Source organism: Photobacterium sanctipauli (assembly GCF_003026495.1).
Lineage (GTDB): Bacteria > Pseudomonadota > Gammaproteobacteria > Enterobacterales > Vibrionaceae > Photobacterium > Photobacterium sanctipauli.
Map to the genome: position 1 here is coordinate 96,405 of NZ_PYMA01000011.1, position 17,998 is coordinate 114,402.

General features: G+C 48.8%; 14 protein-coding genes. 6 read left to right on the plus strand and 8 right to left on the minus strand.

What is annotated here, in order from left to right; translation table 11 throughout:
* Window positions 1-45 precede the first annotated feature (45 nt).
* The gene (locus C9I98_RS16880) at window positions 46-942 is read left to right on the plus strand and encodes an ABC transporter permease (RefSeq protein WP_036827197.1); all 897 of its coding nucleotides are present in this window, start codon (window positions 46-48) and stop codon (window positions 940-942) included.
* The gene (locus tag C9I98_RS16885) at window positions 939-2,192 is read left to right on the plus strand and encodes a quaternary amine ABC transporter ATP-binding protein (protein WP_107272243.1); all 1,254 of its coding nucleotides are present in this window, start codon (window positions 939-941) and stop codon (window positions 2,190-2,192) included. Before C9I98_RS16880 ends, C9I98_RS16885 begins: the two co-directional genes overlap by 4 nt.
* A gap of 78 nt (window positions 2,193-2,270) precedes the next feature.
* Here C9I98_RS16885 and C9I98_RS16890 read toward each other — a convergent pair whose 3' ends face one another.
* Window positions 2,271-3,032 carry a hypothetical protein gene (locus tag C9I98_RS16890; protein ID WP_036828087.1) on the minus strand — a complete coding sequence of 254 codons (762 nt, stop codon included), beginning with the start codon at window positions 3,030-3,032 and terminating at the stop codon, window positions 2,271-2,273.
* 381 nt (window positions 3,033-3,413) lie between these two features.
* Between C9I98_RS16890 and cysB the strand changes: the two genes are divergently transcribed.
* The 3 genes from cysB to C9I98_RS16905 all read left to right on the plus strand — a co-directional run bounded on the left by cysB (window position 3,414) and on the right by C9I98_RS16905 (window position 6,463).
* Window positions 3,414-4,388 carry an HTH-type transcriptional regulator CysB gene (gene cysB, locus C9I98_RS16895; protein WP_036828939.1) on the plus strand — a complete coding sequence of 325 codons (975 nt, stop codon included), beginning with the start codon at window positions 3,414-3,416 and terminating at the stop codon, window positions 4,386-4,388.
* Between the two features lie 149 nt (window positions 4,389-4,537).
* Complete coding sequence (locus C9I98_RS16900) at window positions 4,538-5,725, plus strand: methyltransferase (RefSeq protein ID WP_036825325.1); 1,188 nt, start codon at window positions 4,538-4,540, stop codon at window positions 5,723-5,725.
* Complete coding sequence (locus tag C9I98_RS16905) at window positions 5,726-6,463, plus strand: sulfite exporter TauE/SafE family protein (RefSeq protein WP_036825323.1); 738 nt, start codon at window positions 5,726-5,728, stop codon at window positions 6,461-6,463. It abuts the gene before it with no gap.
* 135 nt (window positions 6,464-6,598) lie between these two features.
* On the opposite strand, the gene C9I98_RS16910 is transcribed toward C9I98_RS16905, so the two are convergent.
* Window positions 6,599-8,605 (minus strand): putative bifunctional diguanylate cyclase/phosphodiesterase, encoded by a 2,007-nt coding sequence (locus C9I98_RS16910; RefSeq protein WP_036826423.1) that lies wholly within the window; start codon window positions 8,603-8,605, stop codon window positions 6,599-6,601.
* Window positions 8,606-8,969: 364 nt separating this feature from the next.
* The gene (locus C9I98_RS16915; RefSeq protein WP_036832707.1) at window positions 8,970-10,178 is read right to left on the minus strand and encodes an aromatic amino acid transport family protein; all 1,209 of its coding nucleotides are present in this window, start codon (window positions 10,176-10,178) and stop codon (window positions 8,970-8,972) included.
* A 434-nt stretch (window positions 10,179-10,612) separates the two neighbouring features.
* On the opposite strand from C9I98_RS16915, the gene C9I98_RS16920 reads away from it, so the two are divergent.
* Window positions 10,613-11,857: a CinA family nicotinamide mononucleotide deamidase-related protein gene (locus C9I98_RS16920; protein WP_036832705.1), complete on the plus strand. Its 1,245-nt coding sequence runs from the start codon at window positions 10,613-10,615 to the stop codon at window positions 11,855-11,857.
* A 42-nt stretch (window positions 11,858-11,899) separates the two neighbouring features.
* Here the strand turns inward: C9I98_RS16920 and yfaE are convergent, their stop codons facing one another.
* The 5 genes from yfaE to ubiG form a co-directional block, all read right to left on the minus strand.
* Window positions 11,900-12,187, minus strand: a complete 288-nt coding sequence (gene yfaE, locus C9I98_RS16925; RefSeq protein ID WP_036832702.1) for a class I ribonucleotide reductase maintenance protein YfaE — start codon at window positions 12,185-12,187, stop codon at window positions 11,900-11,902.
* Window positions 12,184-13,317 (minus strand): class Ia ribonucleoside-diphosphate reductase subunit beta, encoded by a 1,134-nt coding sequence (nrdB, locus tag C9I98_RS16930; RefSeq protein WP_036832699.1) that lies wholly within the window; start codon window positions 13,315-13,317, stop codon window positions 12,184-12,186. The genes yfaE and nrdB overlap by 4 nt, the downstream gene beginning before the upstream one ends.
* A gap of 57 nt (window positions 13,318-13,374) precedes the next feature.
* Complete coding sequence (gene nrdA / locus C9I98_RS16935; RefSeq protein WP_036832696.1) at window positions 13,375-15,642, minus strand: class 1a ribonucleoside-diphosphate reductase subunit alpha; 2,268 nt, start codon at window positions 15,640-15,642, stop codon at window positions 13,375-13,377.
* Window positions 15,643-16,027: 385 nt separating this feature from the next.
* Window positions 16,028-16,705, minus strand: a complete 678-nt coding sequence (locus C9I98_RS16940) for an HAD family hydrolase (RefSeq protein ID WP_036832694.1) — start codon at window positions 16,703-16,705, stop codon at window positions 16,028-16,030.
* A 132-nt stretch (window positions 16,706-16,837) separates the two neighbouring features.
* Entirely contained in the window at window positions 16,838-17,545 is a 708-nt protein-coding gene (ubiG, locus tag C9I98_RS16945) for a bifunctional 2-polyprenyl-6-hydroxyphenol methylase/3-demethylubiquinol 3-O-methyltransferase UbiG (protein WP_036832692.1), read from the minus strand.
* Between the last annotated feature and the right edge of the window lie 453 nt (window positions 17,546-17,998).

Here is a 17,998-nt window from a genome sequence, read left to right on the forward strand (position 1 = left end):
GTATGGATGCCGGGCCTTATTTAGTTGTTAAGAATGGAAAAAATTATGTCAGATCAATCATGGTTAACGGAGTTTCCAAAGCTTGATCGCGCCCAGCTTTTGGAAATACGAAAAACCTTAGATGGTGCGTATCGCGCTTTCTCTCGTGAATATGGCGACAGTATCGAGGCCGTGTTCGACCCGCTGTTATCGTTTCTTATCTGGTTTGAAAAACTCTTGCTCGGTTCGCCCTGGTGGCTCGTGATCGCGGTGTTGGCTGGCTTGGCCTATGCTGCCAGTCGCTCATGGCGCCTGACGGTATCGGTTATTGTGGCCTTCATGCTGATTGGATTCTTCGGTATGTGGGATAACACCATGCGAACCATGAGCATTATTTTGGTATCCACCTTGGTGGCGATAGGCATAGGCTTGCCCGTTGGGGTAATGATGGCCCGCTCGGATAGGGTACAAAACATTGTCACCCCGATGCTCGATATTATGCAGACCATGCCGGCATTTGTGTACTTGATCCCGGTGGTGATGCTATTGGGTATTGGTAAGATCCCGGGTTTGATTGCGGTGGTGATTTACGCCATCCCGCCGGTGATCAGGCTGACCAACCTAGGTATACGCTTGGTGGATAAGGAAGTGCTAGAAGCGGCAACGGCTTATGGCGCCAGCCCGATGCAGCGCTTGTTTGGCGTCCAGCTACCACTGGCGATGCCCAACATCATGGCGGGTATCAACCAGACTATAATGATGGCATTGGCCATGGTGGTGATTGCTTCGATGATCGGCGTGAAGGGGCTTGGTCAGCCGGTGTTGAAGTCGATAACCAACCAATATTTCACCCTCGGGCTACTTAATGGACTGGCGATTGTTGCATTGGCGATAATCTTCGACCGTATTACTCAAAGTTACGCCAAGCGAACCCAGCAGCATCTTGGAGGACAACAATCATGAGCCAGCCATCCCAACAGCAACCATTGATTAGCGTTCGTGGCTTGTACAAGGTATTCGGCCCCAATGCCGACAAGGTGCTTGAGCAAGTCAAAGCCGGTGAGTCGAAAGATTATATTTTGTCGGCAACCGGCCATACCGTGGGCTTGAGTGATATTAATCTCGATATTTACCCAGGGGAGATCTTTGTCGTCATGGGGTTGTCCGGCTCCGGGAAATCGACTCTGATCCGCCATTTCAACCGCTTGATTGAGCCGACAGAGGGTATCATCGAGGTGGAAAACGCCAATGTGTTGGCACTCGGTGACAAGGAGCTGCAGCAATTTCGCCGCCATAAGATGTCGATGGTATTCCAGCGCTTTGGCTTGATGCCACATCGTACCGTATTGCAGAACATCGCCTATGGCTTGCAGATCCAAGGGGTCGACAAGTCGGAGCGGGTTAAGAAGGCGCAATACTGGTTAGAAACGGTTGGCCTAGATGGTTACCAAGATCTTTACCCAGCCAGCCTTTCAGGTGGTCAGCAACAAAGGGTCGGTTTGGCCCGGGCACTGTGCACCGATGCCGAAATTTTGTTGATGGACGAAGCCTTCTCAGCACTCGACCCGCTTATCCGCAGTGAAATGCAAGATCAGCTTATTGAGTTGCAGGAGAAATTGCACAAGACCATTGTATTTATTACCCATGACTTGGATGAAGCGCTCAGGCTGGGGGATCGCATTGCCATTCTTCGCGATGGTGAGGTCGTACAGCAAGGTAAACCGGTTGAGATATTGCTTGAGCCAGCAGACGACTATGTTGAAGCCTTCGTGAAAGACGTGAACCGTGCCAGGGCGCTTACGGTTGAAACGGTGATGAAGCCGCAGGCAGTACGTATTTCGGCAGAGACAATAGGCGAAGCTATCAAGCAAATGCGCAGCGAAAAAGGCGATTATGGCTACTATATTAGCGATGATGGCTACCAAGGCGTGATTACCCAGCAAAGCCTCGAAGAGGTGGATGAGCAGGATTACGGTAAAGCCATTGAGCCATCCATGTTAGAAGCTGTGCCCGCAGTCCATGCCGATGCCTTGTTGGAAGAGGTGATTCCAGAAACATTAGATAGCGAGCACCCGCTACCAGTCATTAATGCGGAAGGTGAAGTGGAAGGGCACCTATCCCGTACGACCTTGGCCGAAGTACTTAGCGAGCAAGGCAAAAGTGGTGAGGACGAAAGCGGAAAAAAGCCAATGGGGGATGATTTAGCAGCCTAGCGCTGTTGCCTCCTTGCTGAGGATGGAAAATAAAAAAGGTCACCGTGGTGACCTTTTTTGTGTTCGATATTTTGCCGATTACCATTTGCGCTTAGGTTGGAACAGTACGTCGAGTTCGTCCTGCTCTTTTTCAATCATTTGCTGGCGCTCTTGTTCATGGCTGAGGTTTTGGCTACTGTCAATTTCCATTAGCATTTTCTGTAGCTTTTCACGCGCTTGGTTAGCGTAGTTGTCGTTTTTGCTGGCCAGGGCATCGATACCTTTCTTGAGCAATTGCTTTGAGGTACCCAACTGGCGCTTATTGCGGGCGTCATTGGCACGCTTAATCACATTTTCGATGTTAATGCGCAATTGAATGCCTTCCAGGCGCGCGTTTTCAGCAACGAAGGATTGAGTCGGCATACGGCCTTTACTGTGTTCACCCTTAATCACGACTTTTAAGCGTTTCACCAGCTGAAGCATGCCAATGGCTTGTTTATCCGTTGTTGGCACTTTGAAGCTGGCGACATCGGCATTAGAGTAGTTTTCTTGTAGCTGACGAATTTGCTCGGCAACATTTTTGATGCGCTGCGGTAGCGATTTATCTGATGGGTCAACCTCAAGCATACCTTCCAGCGAAGACAGTACGCGTTGGTTCAGGCACACTAAAAGTTCTTTACTATAAGGTAGGTGGTGGGCATTACCGATCAGGTCTTCAGTCGCATCGATCACGGCAATGAACTTTGCCAGTTCCTGCTGCTTGCTGCTTTCCAGTTTTTGTCGGTACTGAATAATGATGTTGTAGCCAACAATCAGGATCAGTAGCAGACTTACCAGGCCAATGATTAGTGGCATACTCATAAGTTACGTCGATCATCCGTGCTTAAATTAAGTCTTATAAGATACACCATCTCCCTATGAGGGCATAGTTTTGTTGCAATTTTTGCGTGTTTAAGTAGCAAGTTATTGATATGGCGAAAGGCAAATTGGGTAAATCTTCCTCAATCTGGATTTTTGCAATAATTGCCCTGTTTTCCTTATTTGACGGGCTTTAGATTGAGAGAGGCGTGAAAAAGTGAGTCATGGTAGGAGTTATTGAATACAACTGCTATGAATATTAATGCCTTAAGTATATAACTTGGTGTTATATACTTAATTGAACTGGTTTAAGTTTCCTGGTTCGTTGACCCGTTTAGCCAGCATGGACGCAGAGTGTAATAGGGCAGATAAGTAGGCGATAGTATGAAATTACAACAACTAAAATACATTGTTGAGGTGGTCAACCATAACCTCAATGTCTCCTCTACGGCTGAGAGCCTCTACACGTCACAGCCGGGGATCAGTAAGCAGGTGCGCTTGCTTGAAGATGAATTGGGCATTCAGATTTTCGAACGCAGTGGCAAACATCTGACTAAGGTCACCCCAGCTGGTGAGGACATCGTCACCATTGCCCGTGATATTTTGTCTCGGGTTGAAAGCATCAAGTCGGTGGCTGGTGAGCACACGCACCCTGAAATGGGAACCTTGAATATCGCCACGACCCATACTCAGGCTCGTTATGCACTGCCGCCCGTGATTAAAGGCTTCACCAGCCGCTACCCAAAAGTGACGCTGCACATGCACCAGGGTACGCCCTCGCAATTGGCTGAGGCCGTGGCCAAAGGCACCACCGACTTCGCCATTGCGACGGAAGCCCTGCACCTGTATCAAGATATGATCATGCTGCCTTGCTACCATTGGAATCGCTCTATTGTGGTAAGGGCCGATCACCCTTTGGCTCAGAAGGATGACATTACCCTCCATGATCTGGCGGCGTATTCGTTGGTGACGTATGTTTTTGGTTTCACAGGTCGCTCAGAGCTTGATAGCGCATTTAACCGCTCGGGTTTAACCCCGCGTATTGTCTTTACCGCCACCGATGCCGATGTGATTAAGACCTACGTTAGGCTGGGGATCGGGGTTGGCGTCATTGCTAGTATGGCGGTAGACCCTGCGATTGATGGCGATCTTGTTGCCATTGATGCCAGCCACCTTTTCGAGGCAAGTACCACCAAGATTGGCTTTAAAAAGGGGATTTTCTTGCGTAGCTATATGTATGACTTCATGGCGCGTTTTGCCCCGCACCTCACTCAAGACATTGTCGATAAAGCCGTGACACTAAAAACCAATGCGGAAATTGAAGCCATGTTTGCGGATATGGAATTGCCGGTTAAGTAATTCAATTGATGCTGGTTTGTTAACAATACCCACCAAAGGCAGTATATAGCTGCCTTTTTCTTTCTTAAATCGAAACAGTCTCTTTCTGCTCTTTATTGCTTTGATGGTATACAATAACGGGGATTAACCTGATTAAGTAAGAGAGCACCATGTTTGCCCCGGTTTTTGCCCAGTTGGACGCCGTTTTAGCTGAAACCCGTCATTTTTGGCAGTTTATGCCTTTTTCTGTTCAACCTGATGAATGGCAGGCGCAATACCCGGCGCTATATCAATGGCTCAACTCGCTTTCAGACGAGCAAATGGCTGAGTTGCTGGACGACCCGCAGGCATTGGCTTTTCAGCTGGCTCCTTATATTCCCCAAGCACAACAATTGTATCGCTTATCGCAGGTTGAAGGTTTGGCGCGTATCGAGCGTATAGCCCCAAAAGGATTGGATATCGGTATTCCTGGCCGTAAATGGCAGCAACTGCAAGCCTTTAATGGTGCATTGCCGGCTTTAAACCTGCCTTGGCTAGAATGGTGTGCGGGCAAAGGCTATTTGGGCAGGGTGCTGACAGCGACGCACCAAACGCCAGTGGTGAGTTTGGAATGGCAGCAGGCGCTGTGTGACTCAGGCGCAGCAGCAGCCGAAAAGCTCAAGTTGGCGATGACTTTTGTTCAAGGGGATGCCTTCTCGGCAGACAGCGAGCAATACATCCATGCAGGCCAACATGCTGTTGCACTTCACGCCTGCGGTGATTTGCATGTTTCCTTATTGCAGCGAGTGGCAAGCAAACAAGGGCAGGCGGTAAGTGTCTCTCCTTGTTGCTACCACCTGATCCGAGATAAGTCTTACCAACCAATGTCTCGTTTGGCACAGCAAAGCGAGCTGGCATTGTCGAAACATGACTTGCGTTTGCCTTTGCAGGAAACCGTGACAGCCGGTAACCGGGTGAAGAATTTACGTTTCGTCGAGGTCAGCTTCAGGCTTGGTTTTGACAGCTTGCAAAAGCACATACAGGCAACCGATGAGTATATGCCTGTACCGAACGTGCAAAAAGCCTTGCTAAACGACGGCTTTGAAGCTTTCTGCCGTTGGGCGGCGGAGAAAAAGCAAGTCACCCTGCCTGACAACATTGATTTTGCCTATTGGCAGCAGGTGGGGGAGCAACGTTTTGGCTGGGTTGAAAAACTGGAGTTGGTACGCCAGCTGTTCCGCCGACCGCTAGAAATGTGGCTGGTTTATGATCGCGCCTGCTTTATGGAAGAGTCGGGATATCAGGTCACTGTCGGTACTTTTTGTGACAAGCCGATCACCCCTAGAAACCTATTAATCCACGCGGAGTTGAAACAGTAAATGGAAGAATTGAGCACGCTTACGCTCTTGTATTGTGCCTTGGCTTTAGCTGCAGGCTGTTTTGTTCAAAGTACCGTTGGCTTCGGTATGGCCATTGTTGCCGCCCCAATCATCTTTATTTTTGAGCCGCGTTTCGTACCCGGCATGCTCACCGTTGTGGGGTTGGTGCTTTCACTGATAAACATGTGGCAATACCGACGCGTCTTAAGTTTCAACGGCCTTGGCGCGGCCATCATCGGGCGAATTCCGGGATCGATTATTGCCGGTATCATGTTGATGTATATTTCGCTTCAGTCACTCTCCTTGGTGCTGGGGGTAGGCGTGCTATTGGCGGTTGCGATCAGCCTGCTGAAAGTGCGTATCGAGCCGACAACCAAGTCGATGTTCTGGGCTGGTTTTGCATCAGGCTTAATGGGGACCAGTACCAGTATCGGCGGGCCACCGCTGGCGCTTGTACTGCAACATGCCGGTGCGAGTAAGCTAAGGGCGAACTTGGCGGGCTACTTTGCGGTTAGCTGCTTGATGTCTTTGGTTATACTTGCGGCAACGGGCTACTTTGGCTGGTGGCACCTGAAGTACAGCTTAATGATTTTACCAGTACCGATACTGACGTCTATTTTTGCCTACCGTGTTCAGCATTTGATCAAAGCCGAGTGGCTACGGTATTCATTGCTGATCCTGTGTTCATTCTCTGGCGTGGTGGCTATTTGGCAGGGTATATCGCCAAGCGCAGTCTAACAAAATATAAATTAGCGCTATGTAGATTAGCGCTATGTAGATTAGCACTATCTAGATTAAGTAGATTAACAACAGAAAGGCCAGTTGCATCGTTTGCAACTGGCCTTTTTGTTGTAGGTGTAACCGCTATTGGGGTTAGTGAACCGTGCCAGAATTGATTTCACTTACCTTGGTGGCTGGCTGAAGATCCTGCACGGTGTTTAACAAGGTAAAGTTGCGGTCTTCATGTTCAAAGGCCGGCATTGGGCGACCAAGATAATAGCCTTGGCAGTAATCAAAGCTACACTGCTGCAAGTAATTGAGCTGTGCCTCTGTTTCAACCCCTTCTGCGACAACCTTCAAATCAAGCTTTTCACAGATCGCCTGTGTCGCTTCGATGATTGCCTGACTGCCTTTGTGTTCGCCCTGGACGAAGCTTTGGTCGAGCTTTACGATACTGATGGGCAGATCTTGTAGCTGTGATAGCGACGAGTAACCCGTGCCAAAGTCATCGAGGTAGAGCTCAAGGCCAAGCGAAGCTAAGTCATCAAGGCATTGTTTGGCTTCGTCGTAGTCTTGGAGCATGGTTGACTCGGTTAGCTCAAGTGCCAATTGCGATGGCGGTATTTGGTAGCGCTGTAGGAAGGCTTCAATCGTCGGTGCCAAGCTAGATTGAAGCTGTGCCCTTGATAGATTGACGCTCATGATAAAGTTCTTGCCATACTTCTTGCGCCATTTGGCCAGCTGCTTACAAGCGGTTTTGATGATCCACTTGCCCAGCGGTACGATTTGGCCTGTTTCTTCTGCTAACGGGATAAACTCAGCCGGGGATACCTGGCCAAGCTCTTCATCATGCCAGCGGATCAGGGCTTCAAAGCCTTTTAGTGATTTCGATTTCAAATCAACAATCGGCTGGTAGTAGAGGTCAAACGCTTCGGCTTCTAAGGCCAGAGTGAGGTGATGGCGCAAGGTCATCTTGCGGTATAGCGCGTCTGCCATGTCAGGCGAAAAATGATGGCTGCGGTTTCGCCCGCGCATTTTTGCCCGGTGCATTGCCATATCCGCTTGGGTGATAAGGGTTTCAATGTCTTTGGCATCGGTCGGGTAGTTGGCCATGCCGATGCTACAGCCAATGGAAAGCTCGCCTACTTCTTTTAAATGGAAGGGGCGGTTAAGGGCGTTAATAATTTGCTTGGCAAAAATCGCAGGCTCGCTGATATTGCGATGCTCGACCTGGATGATGAATTCATCACCACCAAAGCGAGCGAGTAGCCCCTTGAGCTTGAGCTCTTCCTGTAGGCGGATTGCGATGGCGCGCAATAGCTTGTCACCGATGGCATGGCCATAGGTGTCGTTAACCATTTTAAATCCGTCGATATCAAGGAAGAAGAGGCTATATGGCTGTTGGCTGTGCTGGTTTTCTATTATCGCATTGGTAATGCCGCGGCGATTGAGCAGCCCGGTCATAAAGTCATGCTCGGCGTTGTACTTGGCTTTGTGCTGCTGCTCAATTTCTTGGCTGATGTTGATCAGGGTAAGCAGCAGCTGCTGTTGATCTTCCAGCCACTTGCATTCAATGCTAAACCAATGGTGGTTCTTGCCTGTCCAGCATAGTTTTTTAGTTTTGACCGGCTTATTGTTTTGGCTATCGTGCAACCATTGCTCTGCCTGCTGCGCGTCGCCAAGGAAGCTGGCTAGGTCTTGCAAATGTGGGCCATAAGCATGGTTGAATGCGTCGTTGGCACTGACAAGTTTGCCCTGTTGGGAAAAGAGTAGGGCTAAATTACCACTGCTTGATACCGCAAGCTCTCGCTTTAAGGTGGCCTCTTCAGAAATGACTTCAACCAGCATACCCAGCCTGCCGTTTTCTAGCGGAATACCAGAAAAATGACAGAGTGCTTTTTTGATGATGTTGTTCGGTGAGAAGTACCACCATGTCTTTACGACTTCGCCTTTTTCAAAGCGGCGTTGGTAGCCATCGAGAATCGCACTGACTGCTTCTGACATGCCGACACTGAGGTCGCGGGACGAGAGTTCCTTTGGGCATGTTGCTTCCCATAATGGCAGTGAAGCAGAGTTGGCCCAAATGATTTTTTTATTCTGAATATCAAATACCCAAACTGGTGATTGAAGGTATTCAAAAAGCGAAAAGGTATGGTTCATTACCAGTGCTTATACATTTATTTTGTGATAGTAGTTCAAGATTAACTTAAAAATAGAAGTATAAATATGATAATAATAAAAAATCGTGAGATTTATTCACTAACGATGAGAAAAAAGATGTAATTCATTGAATGCAAGTAAAAAAAGGAGTTATAGGTCTGATTGGCCAGCTTCTCATCTAATGAAATTAATAATACAGGATTAATTATAACCTGCTTGTATATTACATCTTTAAGGTGTTTTGAATTTATATTACCAGCGAGCGATTTATATCGCTTGTTATTTAATCAGGCTAATTTGAATTAAATAGTTAACGCCAAGGTATCAGAAGATATACCTTGGCGTTTTTTTATTCGCTGACCAATTAGCCAATCGTAGGAATTAGCCCTGCCATTTGCAGAAACTGAGCAGAGATAATCAACACCCCAGCCCCGGTAGCAGCAACAAGCGCTGGCGTGCCACCTGCTACCCGGTATTCATTCTCTTCGATCTGGCGCTGCTTGCGTTGTGCAACCACCATGGCAACAGGCAAGAATATTGCCAAAATGACCAATGCAATAGCTGCGAAGCCTAGGGCCATAATAAAGCCCTGTGGGTAGAACAGCGCGAATCCAAGCGGTGGAACAAAGGTGATCAATGCCGTATGAAGGCGGCCGTGCTTGTGGCTATCACGCTTGAAGCTGTCGGAAATAAAATCGAACAGGCCTAGGCTCACCCCCAAAAATGACGTCGCCAGGGCTAGGTCGGCAAAGATGGATACTGACTGGCTCACCATTGGGTTGTGCAGCATGTCGCTAAGTGTACCAATGAAAGCACCGAGCGTGCTGCTGGCCAGTAAGTCTGCCTGGCTGAGTACGCCTTGGCTGGCAATTTGCCAGAATACGTAAATGATGAGCGGTAACGATGAGCCAAAAATCATGACTTTACGAAGTGAGCGAATATCCATGCCGATGTAGCGAACAACGGAAGGAATGCTACCGTGGAAACCAAACGAGGTGAACACTACCGGCAAAGCTGAAATGATCAGCCCGTTCTCGATAGGCATATTAACGAGGTGGCCGCCTTCAACATTCGGTGCCAGCAAGCCCAACATCACTACCAGTGCAATGATTTTCAATGTGAACAATACGCGGTTCACGATATCGACCGAGTGGGTGCCGATGGCAACAACAGAGGCAATGATCACGGTAAACAGTACCGCGCTGGTTTGCGCTGAGACTTCAATGCCCATCCAAAAATTCAGCTTATCGTTAAGCTGATCGCCGCCACCCGCAATGTAGGCCGCACACAAAGAGTACATCAAGAAAGCCACAGCGAAGCTGGCAAGCAGTTGGCCCTTACGCCCAAGCAGCTGGTTGGCTAATGAGTTTAAAGTGGCTGTTGTTTCAGCATATTGGTGGACCTCCAGCATTAGCAATGCGGTGTAGGTCATCAGCAGCCAAATGGCGAACATAACCAGTGTTGCAGTTGTAAAGCCCAACCCGGCTGAGGCTAGTGGTAGGGCGAGCATTCCCGCGCCAATGGTTGTACCGGCAATGATGAGCATACTGCCGAAGGTTTTGTTGGTAGACATTGCTTGTTGCTCCCAGATTATTGAGTTGTTGTGTTCGGGAGGTGGTTGATGCACCTGTGGTCACTCCCTTAATAGAGGTGTTGGCCACAATGGCGAATTATGAAGTGTTCAATATTATTTACACTTGATAAGGCCTTGTGGCTATCGATAGGAGTGTCTTTTATGGTGTTTTGTCATGCTTTTCTCTTGCTTTGAAGCTTTATGGTTGTGACTTGTCGGCTTTGTTGCTTGCCTGTGCTGTTGTGGACTTTATATTGAGAGGAATACGCTGTCAACTTCGGTGTAAGGAGGTGTAAATCAAGCTTTACATTGTCGGTTGGTGATGAGAGATAATCGGTAGTGTGATGATGAACCAATTATTGGCCGCAACTAAATCACACATATAGTGCGAATCAGGCTAGTATGTAAAAAAACGAATAAAAACAGAGGGAAGTATGTTACAGGTAGCAATGATCAGCACTGGGGAAGAAGTACTGCATGGCGATATTACGGATACCAACGCTGCGTGGTTGTCCCGGGTGCTATTCGAACATGGCTTTTCCATGACCCGAAGAACCACAGTGGGTGACCAGTTGGACATGTTGGCGAAAGAAATTGAGCATTGCAGCTTAACGGCCGATGTCGTGATCGTTAATGGTGGCTTGGGGCCAACAACCGATGATTTAACCGCACAAGCAGCAGCGGTGGCAGCAGATGTCGGGCTGGAGCTATCTGAGCATTGGGTTGAAGAGATGAAGGCGAAGTACGCCAAGCTTAGCCGTGTAATGCCAGAAACCAACATCAAGCAGGCCATGCTACCTGAGGGAGCCGAGTTGCTCGATAACCCAGTGGGTACAGCGTGTGGCTTTGCCATGCACATCAACCGTGCCTGGGTATTTTTCACGCCTGGTGTGCCAAGTGAGTTCAAGGTGATGACCCATGGGCAGATCTTGCCACGGCTCGCGCAAAATTATGATGATGTCCAAGCGAAAGATTGTCATCGCCTCTATACCTTTGGTTTGTCTGAATCGGGCATTGGCCAGACCTTGCAAGCCCTCAAGCTGCCAGAGGGATACGAGCTTGGCTATCGCTCGTCTTTACCGTTTATTGAGGTAAAGATCTTCTGTCCGAGGGGGCACCAAGAAGCGGCGCATATTCGGCAGCAGGTTATAACCCTGTTGGGCGACAATATTGTTAGCTTTGGCCAACCGTTGCTGGAAGAAGTAGCTGACAAATTGGTAAAAACGGATTATCGCCTAACTGTGTGCGAGCAGATGACCGGTGGCTTCCTGGTCAATTGGCTACATTATAGCGAAGCTGTGCAACCAAGGCTCAATCACGCATGGGTATTGGGTGAACACAACATTGATGAGCAACAAGAGCCGTTGGCTGCCGTGCTTGCTATGGCGACAGCTGCGCAGGAAAACCAAACCCATGATCGCCAAGGCGGTAGCAGACTGATCCTGGCTTCCGGTACGTTAAACGAGGGGCAAGTGGCCGTTGCACTGTCGACGCCAGCGGGTACTTGGGCCCAACTGATCACTACCAAGCGCCGATATGCCAGCAGAGATTTTCGCTACGTGGTGTCAACCGTGATGCTCGATATGCTAAGGCGCTGGTTATCTGGCAAGGAAGTGATTGGCCAGTATGAATCATTGCAGCGGGTGGGAGATATTTATATCCCTGCCAATGAGGGTTAGCGAGCTATTTAGGTGGGAAAACCCGCGATGTGAGAAAGCTGGCTAGATAGCTTTCTTATTTTCTTGCTGAGCTAGCTGATAGCTAAACTCAAGCTCGACATCGGTTTTTGGCGTTGAGCAACAGGCAAGCACTTCATTTGGGGCAATGAAAGCCATGCTGTCTTGCTGGTCGACAGCACCAGTGGTTAATTGGCAGCGGCAAGCCCCGCACATGCCGTTGCGGCATTGGTACTCGGGCTGAAAACCGGCTTTTTCAAGCTGGTTGAGCAAAGGTTCACGGCTATTGCCGTGAACCTTAACACCATTAACGGTAATGGTGACTCGACTCATAGTTCGAAGTCGCCCAAATCGTCTGCGCTTACGTCGTTGTCAATTTGGCCAACAAGGTAAGAGCTGATTTCAGCTTCTTGCGGTGCAACTTGAACGTTGTCAGACGATAGCCATGAGTTGATCCATGGGATTGGGTTCTGCGTTGCGCCCGGGTAGGCGTGCTCAAGGCCCACGGCCGCCATACGCAAGTTAGTAATGTACTCAACGTATTGGCACAGGATGTCTTTGTTCAGGCCGATCATCGAACCGTCCTTGAACAAGTATTCTGCCCACTCTTTTTCTTGCTCTGCCGCATCACGGAAAATGTCAAAACACTCGCCTTTGCACTCTTCGGCAATTTCAGCCATTTCCGGATCGTCCTGACCGGTGCGAAGCAGGTTCAGGATATGCTGAGTACCGGTTAGGTGCAGGGCTTCATCGCGGGCAATGAGCTTGATGATCTTCGCGTTGCCTTCCATCAGTTCACGCTCTGCGAAAGCGAACGAACACGCAAAGCTCACGTAAAAGCGGATAGCTTCCAGTGCGTTAACCGACATCATGCATAGGTACAATTTCTTCTTCAGCTCGCGAAGGTTAATGTTAACCGTTTCGCCGTTGATCGTGTGTGTACCTTCACCTAGGCGGTGGTAATCGTTGGTCGCTTGGATCAAGTCATCGTAGTACTTAGAAATGTCGCCCGCACGCTTGATGATGTGATCGTTGGAAACGATGTCATCAAATACGATGGCAGGATCATTCACGATATTACGGATGATATGGGTGTACGAGCGTGAGTGGATAGTCTCAGAGAAAGACCAAGTCTCAATCCAAGTTTCCAGCTCAGGAATCGATACGATAGGCAGTAGCGCCACGTTCGGGCTACGGCCTTGAATTGAATCTAGCAGGGTCTGGTATTTCAGGTTGCTAATGAAAATGTGGCGCTCGTGCTCTGGCAGGTTGTTGTAATCAATACGGTCGCCAGACACATCCACTTCTTCCGGACGCCAGAAGAATGAAAGCTGCTTTTCGATTAGCTTTTCAAAGATCTCGAATTTTTGCTGGTCATAACGGGCAACGTTGACAGGCTGGCCAAAGAACATCGGCTCTTTAAGTTGATCGTTATTGGTTTGACAGAAAGTGCTATATGCCATCTTATCCTCAACATCAATGGGAGCCCTCCGGCTCCCATTGTCTTAAAACTTAATAGGTTAAATCTTACAGCTTGTGCAGTCGTCTGCGCTTACATCGCCTTGGCTGTCTGCTGCACCATCACGGGTGTTGTGGTAGTACAGGGTCTTAACGCCAAGTTTATACGCGGTAAGCAGGTCTTTTAGCAAGAGTTTCATCGGTACTTTTCCGCCCGGCTGGATGCTTGGGTCGTAGTTAGTGTTGGCTGAAATCGCCTGGTCGATGAACTTCTGCATAATACCAACTAGCTGCAAGTAGCCGTCGTTGCTGCCGATGTTCCAAAGTAGCTCGTAGTTGTCTTTGTACTTGGTGTACTCAGGCACTACCTGCTTCAAGATGCCGTCTTTTGATGCTTTAACAGAAACGAAACCGCGTGGTGGCTCGATACCGTTGGTGGCATTCGAGATCTGCGATGATGTTTCTGATGGCATCAGTGCTGACAGGGTAGAGTTACGCAGACCGTGGGTCTTGATTTCTTCGCGTAGTGTTTCCCAGTCGTAGCGCAGTTCAGCAGTACATACCTTGTCGATGTCCTTCTTGTAAGTATCGATAGGCAGGATGCCTTGCGCGTAAGTCGTTTCGTTAAACGCCGGACATGCACCTTGCTCTTTTGCCAAGCCAACAGACGCTTTCAGTAGGTAGTACTGCATCGCTTCGAATGCTTCGTGCGTTAGGTTGTTCGCACTGCCGTCTGAGTAGCGTACGCCGTGCTTAGCCAGGTAGTAAGCAAAGTTGATCACGCCCACACCCAAAGTACGGCGGTTCATGGTTGAACGGTATGCCGCAGGCAGTGGGTAGTCTTGGTAATCAAGGAGCGCATCAAGGGCACGGACCGTTAGGTCAGCCAGCTCTTCCAAGTCGTCTAGCGATTCGATTGCACCCAGGTTGAACGCAGACAGCGTACATAGGGCAATTTCACCGTTTTCGTCTTCAACGTTGTTCAATGGCTTGGTTGGCAGGGCAATCTCAAGACATAGGTTTGACTGGCGAATTGGCGCAACGCTTGGGTCAAACGGGCTGTGCGTATTACAGTGGTCAACGTTCTGGACGTAGATACGACCCGTTGATGCACGCTCTTGCATCAGCAGCGAGAATAGCTCGATAGCCTTGATAGTCTTGCGCTTGATGCTGTCGTCCTGCTCGTATTTCACGTACAGGCGCTCGAATTCGTCTTGGTCGGCAAAAAATGCATCGTACAAGCCCGGTACGTCCGATGGTGAGAACAGGCTGATGTTCTCGCCCTTGATCAAACGGGTGTACATCAGCTTGTTGATTTGAACACCGTAGTCCATGTGGCGAACACGGTTTTCTTCAACACCGCGGTTGTTCTTCAGTACCAGCAGTGATTCGACTTCACCGTGCCAAATTGGGTAGAACAGGGTAGCTGCACCGCCGCGAACACCACCTTGTGAACAGCACTTAACGGCTGTTTGGAAGTATTTGTAGAATGGGATACAACCGGTGTGGAAGGCTTCACCACCGCGGATCTCTGAGCCCAGCGCACGGATACGGCCAGCGTTGATGCCGATACCGGCACGCTGGGAAACGTAGCGCACAATTGAGCTTGCTGTTGCATTGATTGAATCAAGGCTGTCATCACACTCGATCAGTACACAAGAGCTGAACTGGCGGGTTGGCGTGCGCACACCCGACATGATTGGCGTCGGTAGTGAAATCTTGAACTGAGAAACTGCATCGTAGAAGCGCTTAATGTAGCCCATACGGGTTTCGCGAGGGTACTTACCGAATAGGCAAGCCGCGATCATCATGTATAGGAACTGGGCGCTTTCAAAGATTTCGCCGCTAACACGGTTCTGAACTAGGTACTTACCTTCAAGTTGCTTAACCGCAGCGTATGAGAAGTTCATATCACGCCAGTGATCGATGTAAGAGTCCATCAGATCGAATTCTTCTTTGCTGTAGTCTTCCAGCAAGTGCTTATCGTACTTGCCTTTGTCAACCAAGCTAGAGACGTGGTCGTACAATGCTGGCGGCTCGAATTGACCGTAGGCTTTTTTACGCAGGTGGAAGATAGCAAGACGCGCTGCTAGGTATTGGTAGTCAGGCGTTTCTTCTGAAATGAGATCAGCTGCTGCTTTAATGATGGTCTCGTGGATGTCTTCAGTCTTGATCCCTTCGTAGAACTGAATGTGTGATTTTAGTTCAACCTGCGATACCGAGACATTTTCAAGGCCTTCTGCGGCCCAAGTGATTACTCGGTGGATTTTATCAAGGTCGATACTTTCTGTGCGTCCATCACGCTTTGTAACAGTGAGCTGTTGATTCATTTTTGGTCTTTTTCCCAGATATCCATATATAGCAGTGTTTTTTGTAACTTTAAGCAACGGCACCTAAGCAGAACGTGATCTAAGCATAGTTTCCGGTTGTGGTAGTAAACACTATATATTGGGGTGTTGAGCTTATAGGGTTACAAGATAGTGACGATATGGGGTTATTGCAAGAAGGTAATTTTTAACCAGCTGTGGATAACTTGGGGACGGGTAAAATAAAGTTAGCGCCTACTAACTGATTTGCTCAACTGTGACAATATCATAGAAAAATGCAAAGGGAATTGAGCAAGTGGAATGAAGAGCTTTAAAAAAAATCACTTGATTTTTTCCCCTTCTTACACTTGCTATAACCCTGTCACTTTTTTGGTTATTTATTGGCAAGTTAGCCCTGTAACGTTTGTGTTTCGAGGTGCTGTATCAGCTCTTCTGGGTGACTCAGAATGGCTTCAGCTTGCCAGTCATCCGGGGTGTGCTGTTTACCTATATACCCCCAGCCAGCTACAAAGCCAGTCATACAGGCGGCATTGGCTGCAATCATGTCTTTTTCAATATCACCGATATAAATGCAGTCTTCATGGTGAATACCGAGCATTTCACTTGCGTGTAGCAAGGGCTCCGGGTGGGGCTTGGCCACGCTTAGGGTATCACCGCAAATGACGGTTTGTGCCCGCATCAGTTCTGGAAAGAAGGGAAGGAGCATGTCGGTGAGAAAGCCGGGCTTGTTGGTCATGATGCCCCAAGGGATCCCCTGTTGCTCGAGGTAACGGAGTAATTGCGGTATGCCTTGGTAGAGCGAGGTGGAGACACAAATCTTTTGCTGGTAATAGTCCAGAAACTGCTGACGAAGGTCGAGTGGGTCTAGGTGGGTGGGGATTTCACCAAAACCGGCGGTAAGCAGTCCCTTGGCGCCATAGCTGGTATGAGCCTGAATTTGCGCCTCTTGCAAAGGCGGCTGGTTGTAATCGGCGAGAACTTTGTTGGCGGCATTCGCCATATCTGGAGCGGTATCAAGCAAGGTGCCGTCAAGGTCAAATAAGACGGCTTTCACTGCTGTTGCCATATTCTACTTCCTTGTTATCTACACATTGGGGCCTGGCGGCGCTATGGGGTGGGGCTAAAACAAGTGTAGTGCTTGGAAGCAAGGCGATACAAGGGAGCGGGGGATGCGTTCGCCACTCCCTTCTAAATCTGCCTATGGCTTAACAGTATGCACGATGTAGTTTACATCGACATTTTTACCCAACCAGTAGTTATCGGTGAGTGGGTTGTAGTGCAGGCCGGTAATATGGCGATCTTGCAGCGGGGTGAGGTCAATCATCGCCATCAACTCCGACGGACGGATGAACTTCTCATGGTCGTGGGTACCCTTAGGTACCATTTTTAGCAACTGCTCAGCGCCAACAATGGCAAACAGGTATGACTTGATGTTGCGGTTGAGTGTTGAGAAGAACACATGACCGCCTGGCTTGACCATTTTCGCGCATGCGGCGATAACAGAGGCAGGATCTGGTACGTGCTCAAGCATTTCCATGCAGGTAACCACATCATAGGTTTCAGGGTGAAGCTCGGCGTGCTCTTCGGCTGTGCGCTGGACATATTCCAACTTGGTGCCCGTTTCCAATGCGTGCAGTCGTGCCACCGTCAGTGGCTCTTTACCCATATCAAGACCCGTGACATCAGCGCCTTCAACCGCCATGCTCTCAGCCAATATCCCGCCACCACAGCCAACATCCAACACTTTCTTGCCGAATAGGCCGTCAGCATGGTCGATAACAAAATTTAGGCGAAGGGGGTTAATTTGGTGAAGGGGCTTAAATTCGCCTTCTAAATCCCACCAACGGGAAGCCATGTCTTCAAATTTACTGATCTCTGCTGGATCGACGTTCAACTGCTTGGTCATCTTTTGTAGCCATAATCCATAAGGGTGGAGGCATTATAGCGAATTATAACAATTTGGTAATACACAAGATAAGAAAGGGAGAGACAGTGAAGAAAAGGTTAATTTATCTGGGTAAAGAGTGGGGAGGCACAGTAAGCAAGCTATAAATAGGGGTATTAAAAGAAGGAGGATAGCTTGCCACTGTGCTTCAGTGTTGATTTAAGGCAATCCGTTGCCCATGTAGAACGATTACTGGTGGTGCCGGTGTTGCAAGTAAGCGCTACATTAGTATGAAAAGTACGCAATTTGACTTACTCGGTTGCGTCAATCATCGCAAACTGCATTAGGTCCGCGTTAACTGTGCCCGTAGTAGTAAATGCCACGCCAGCTAAAATGAGCATAAGAAGATATTTACCGCCGATGATACACATACCGATTGTGGTGATTGCTTTGCCTAACATATTGACCTCGCTT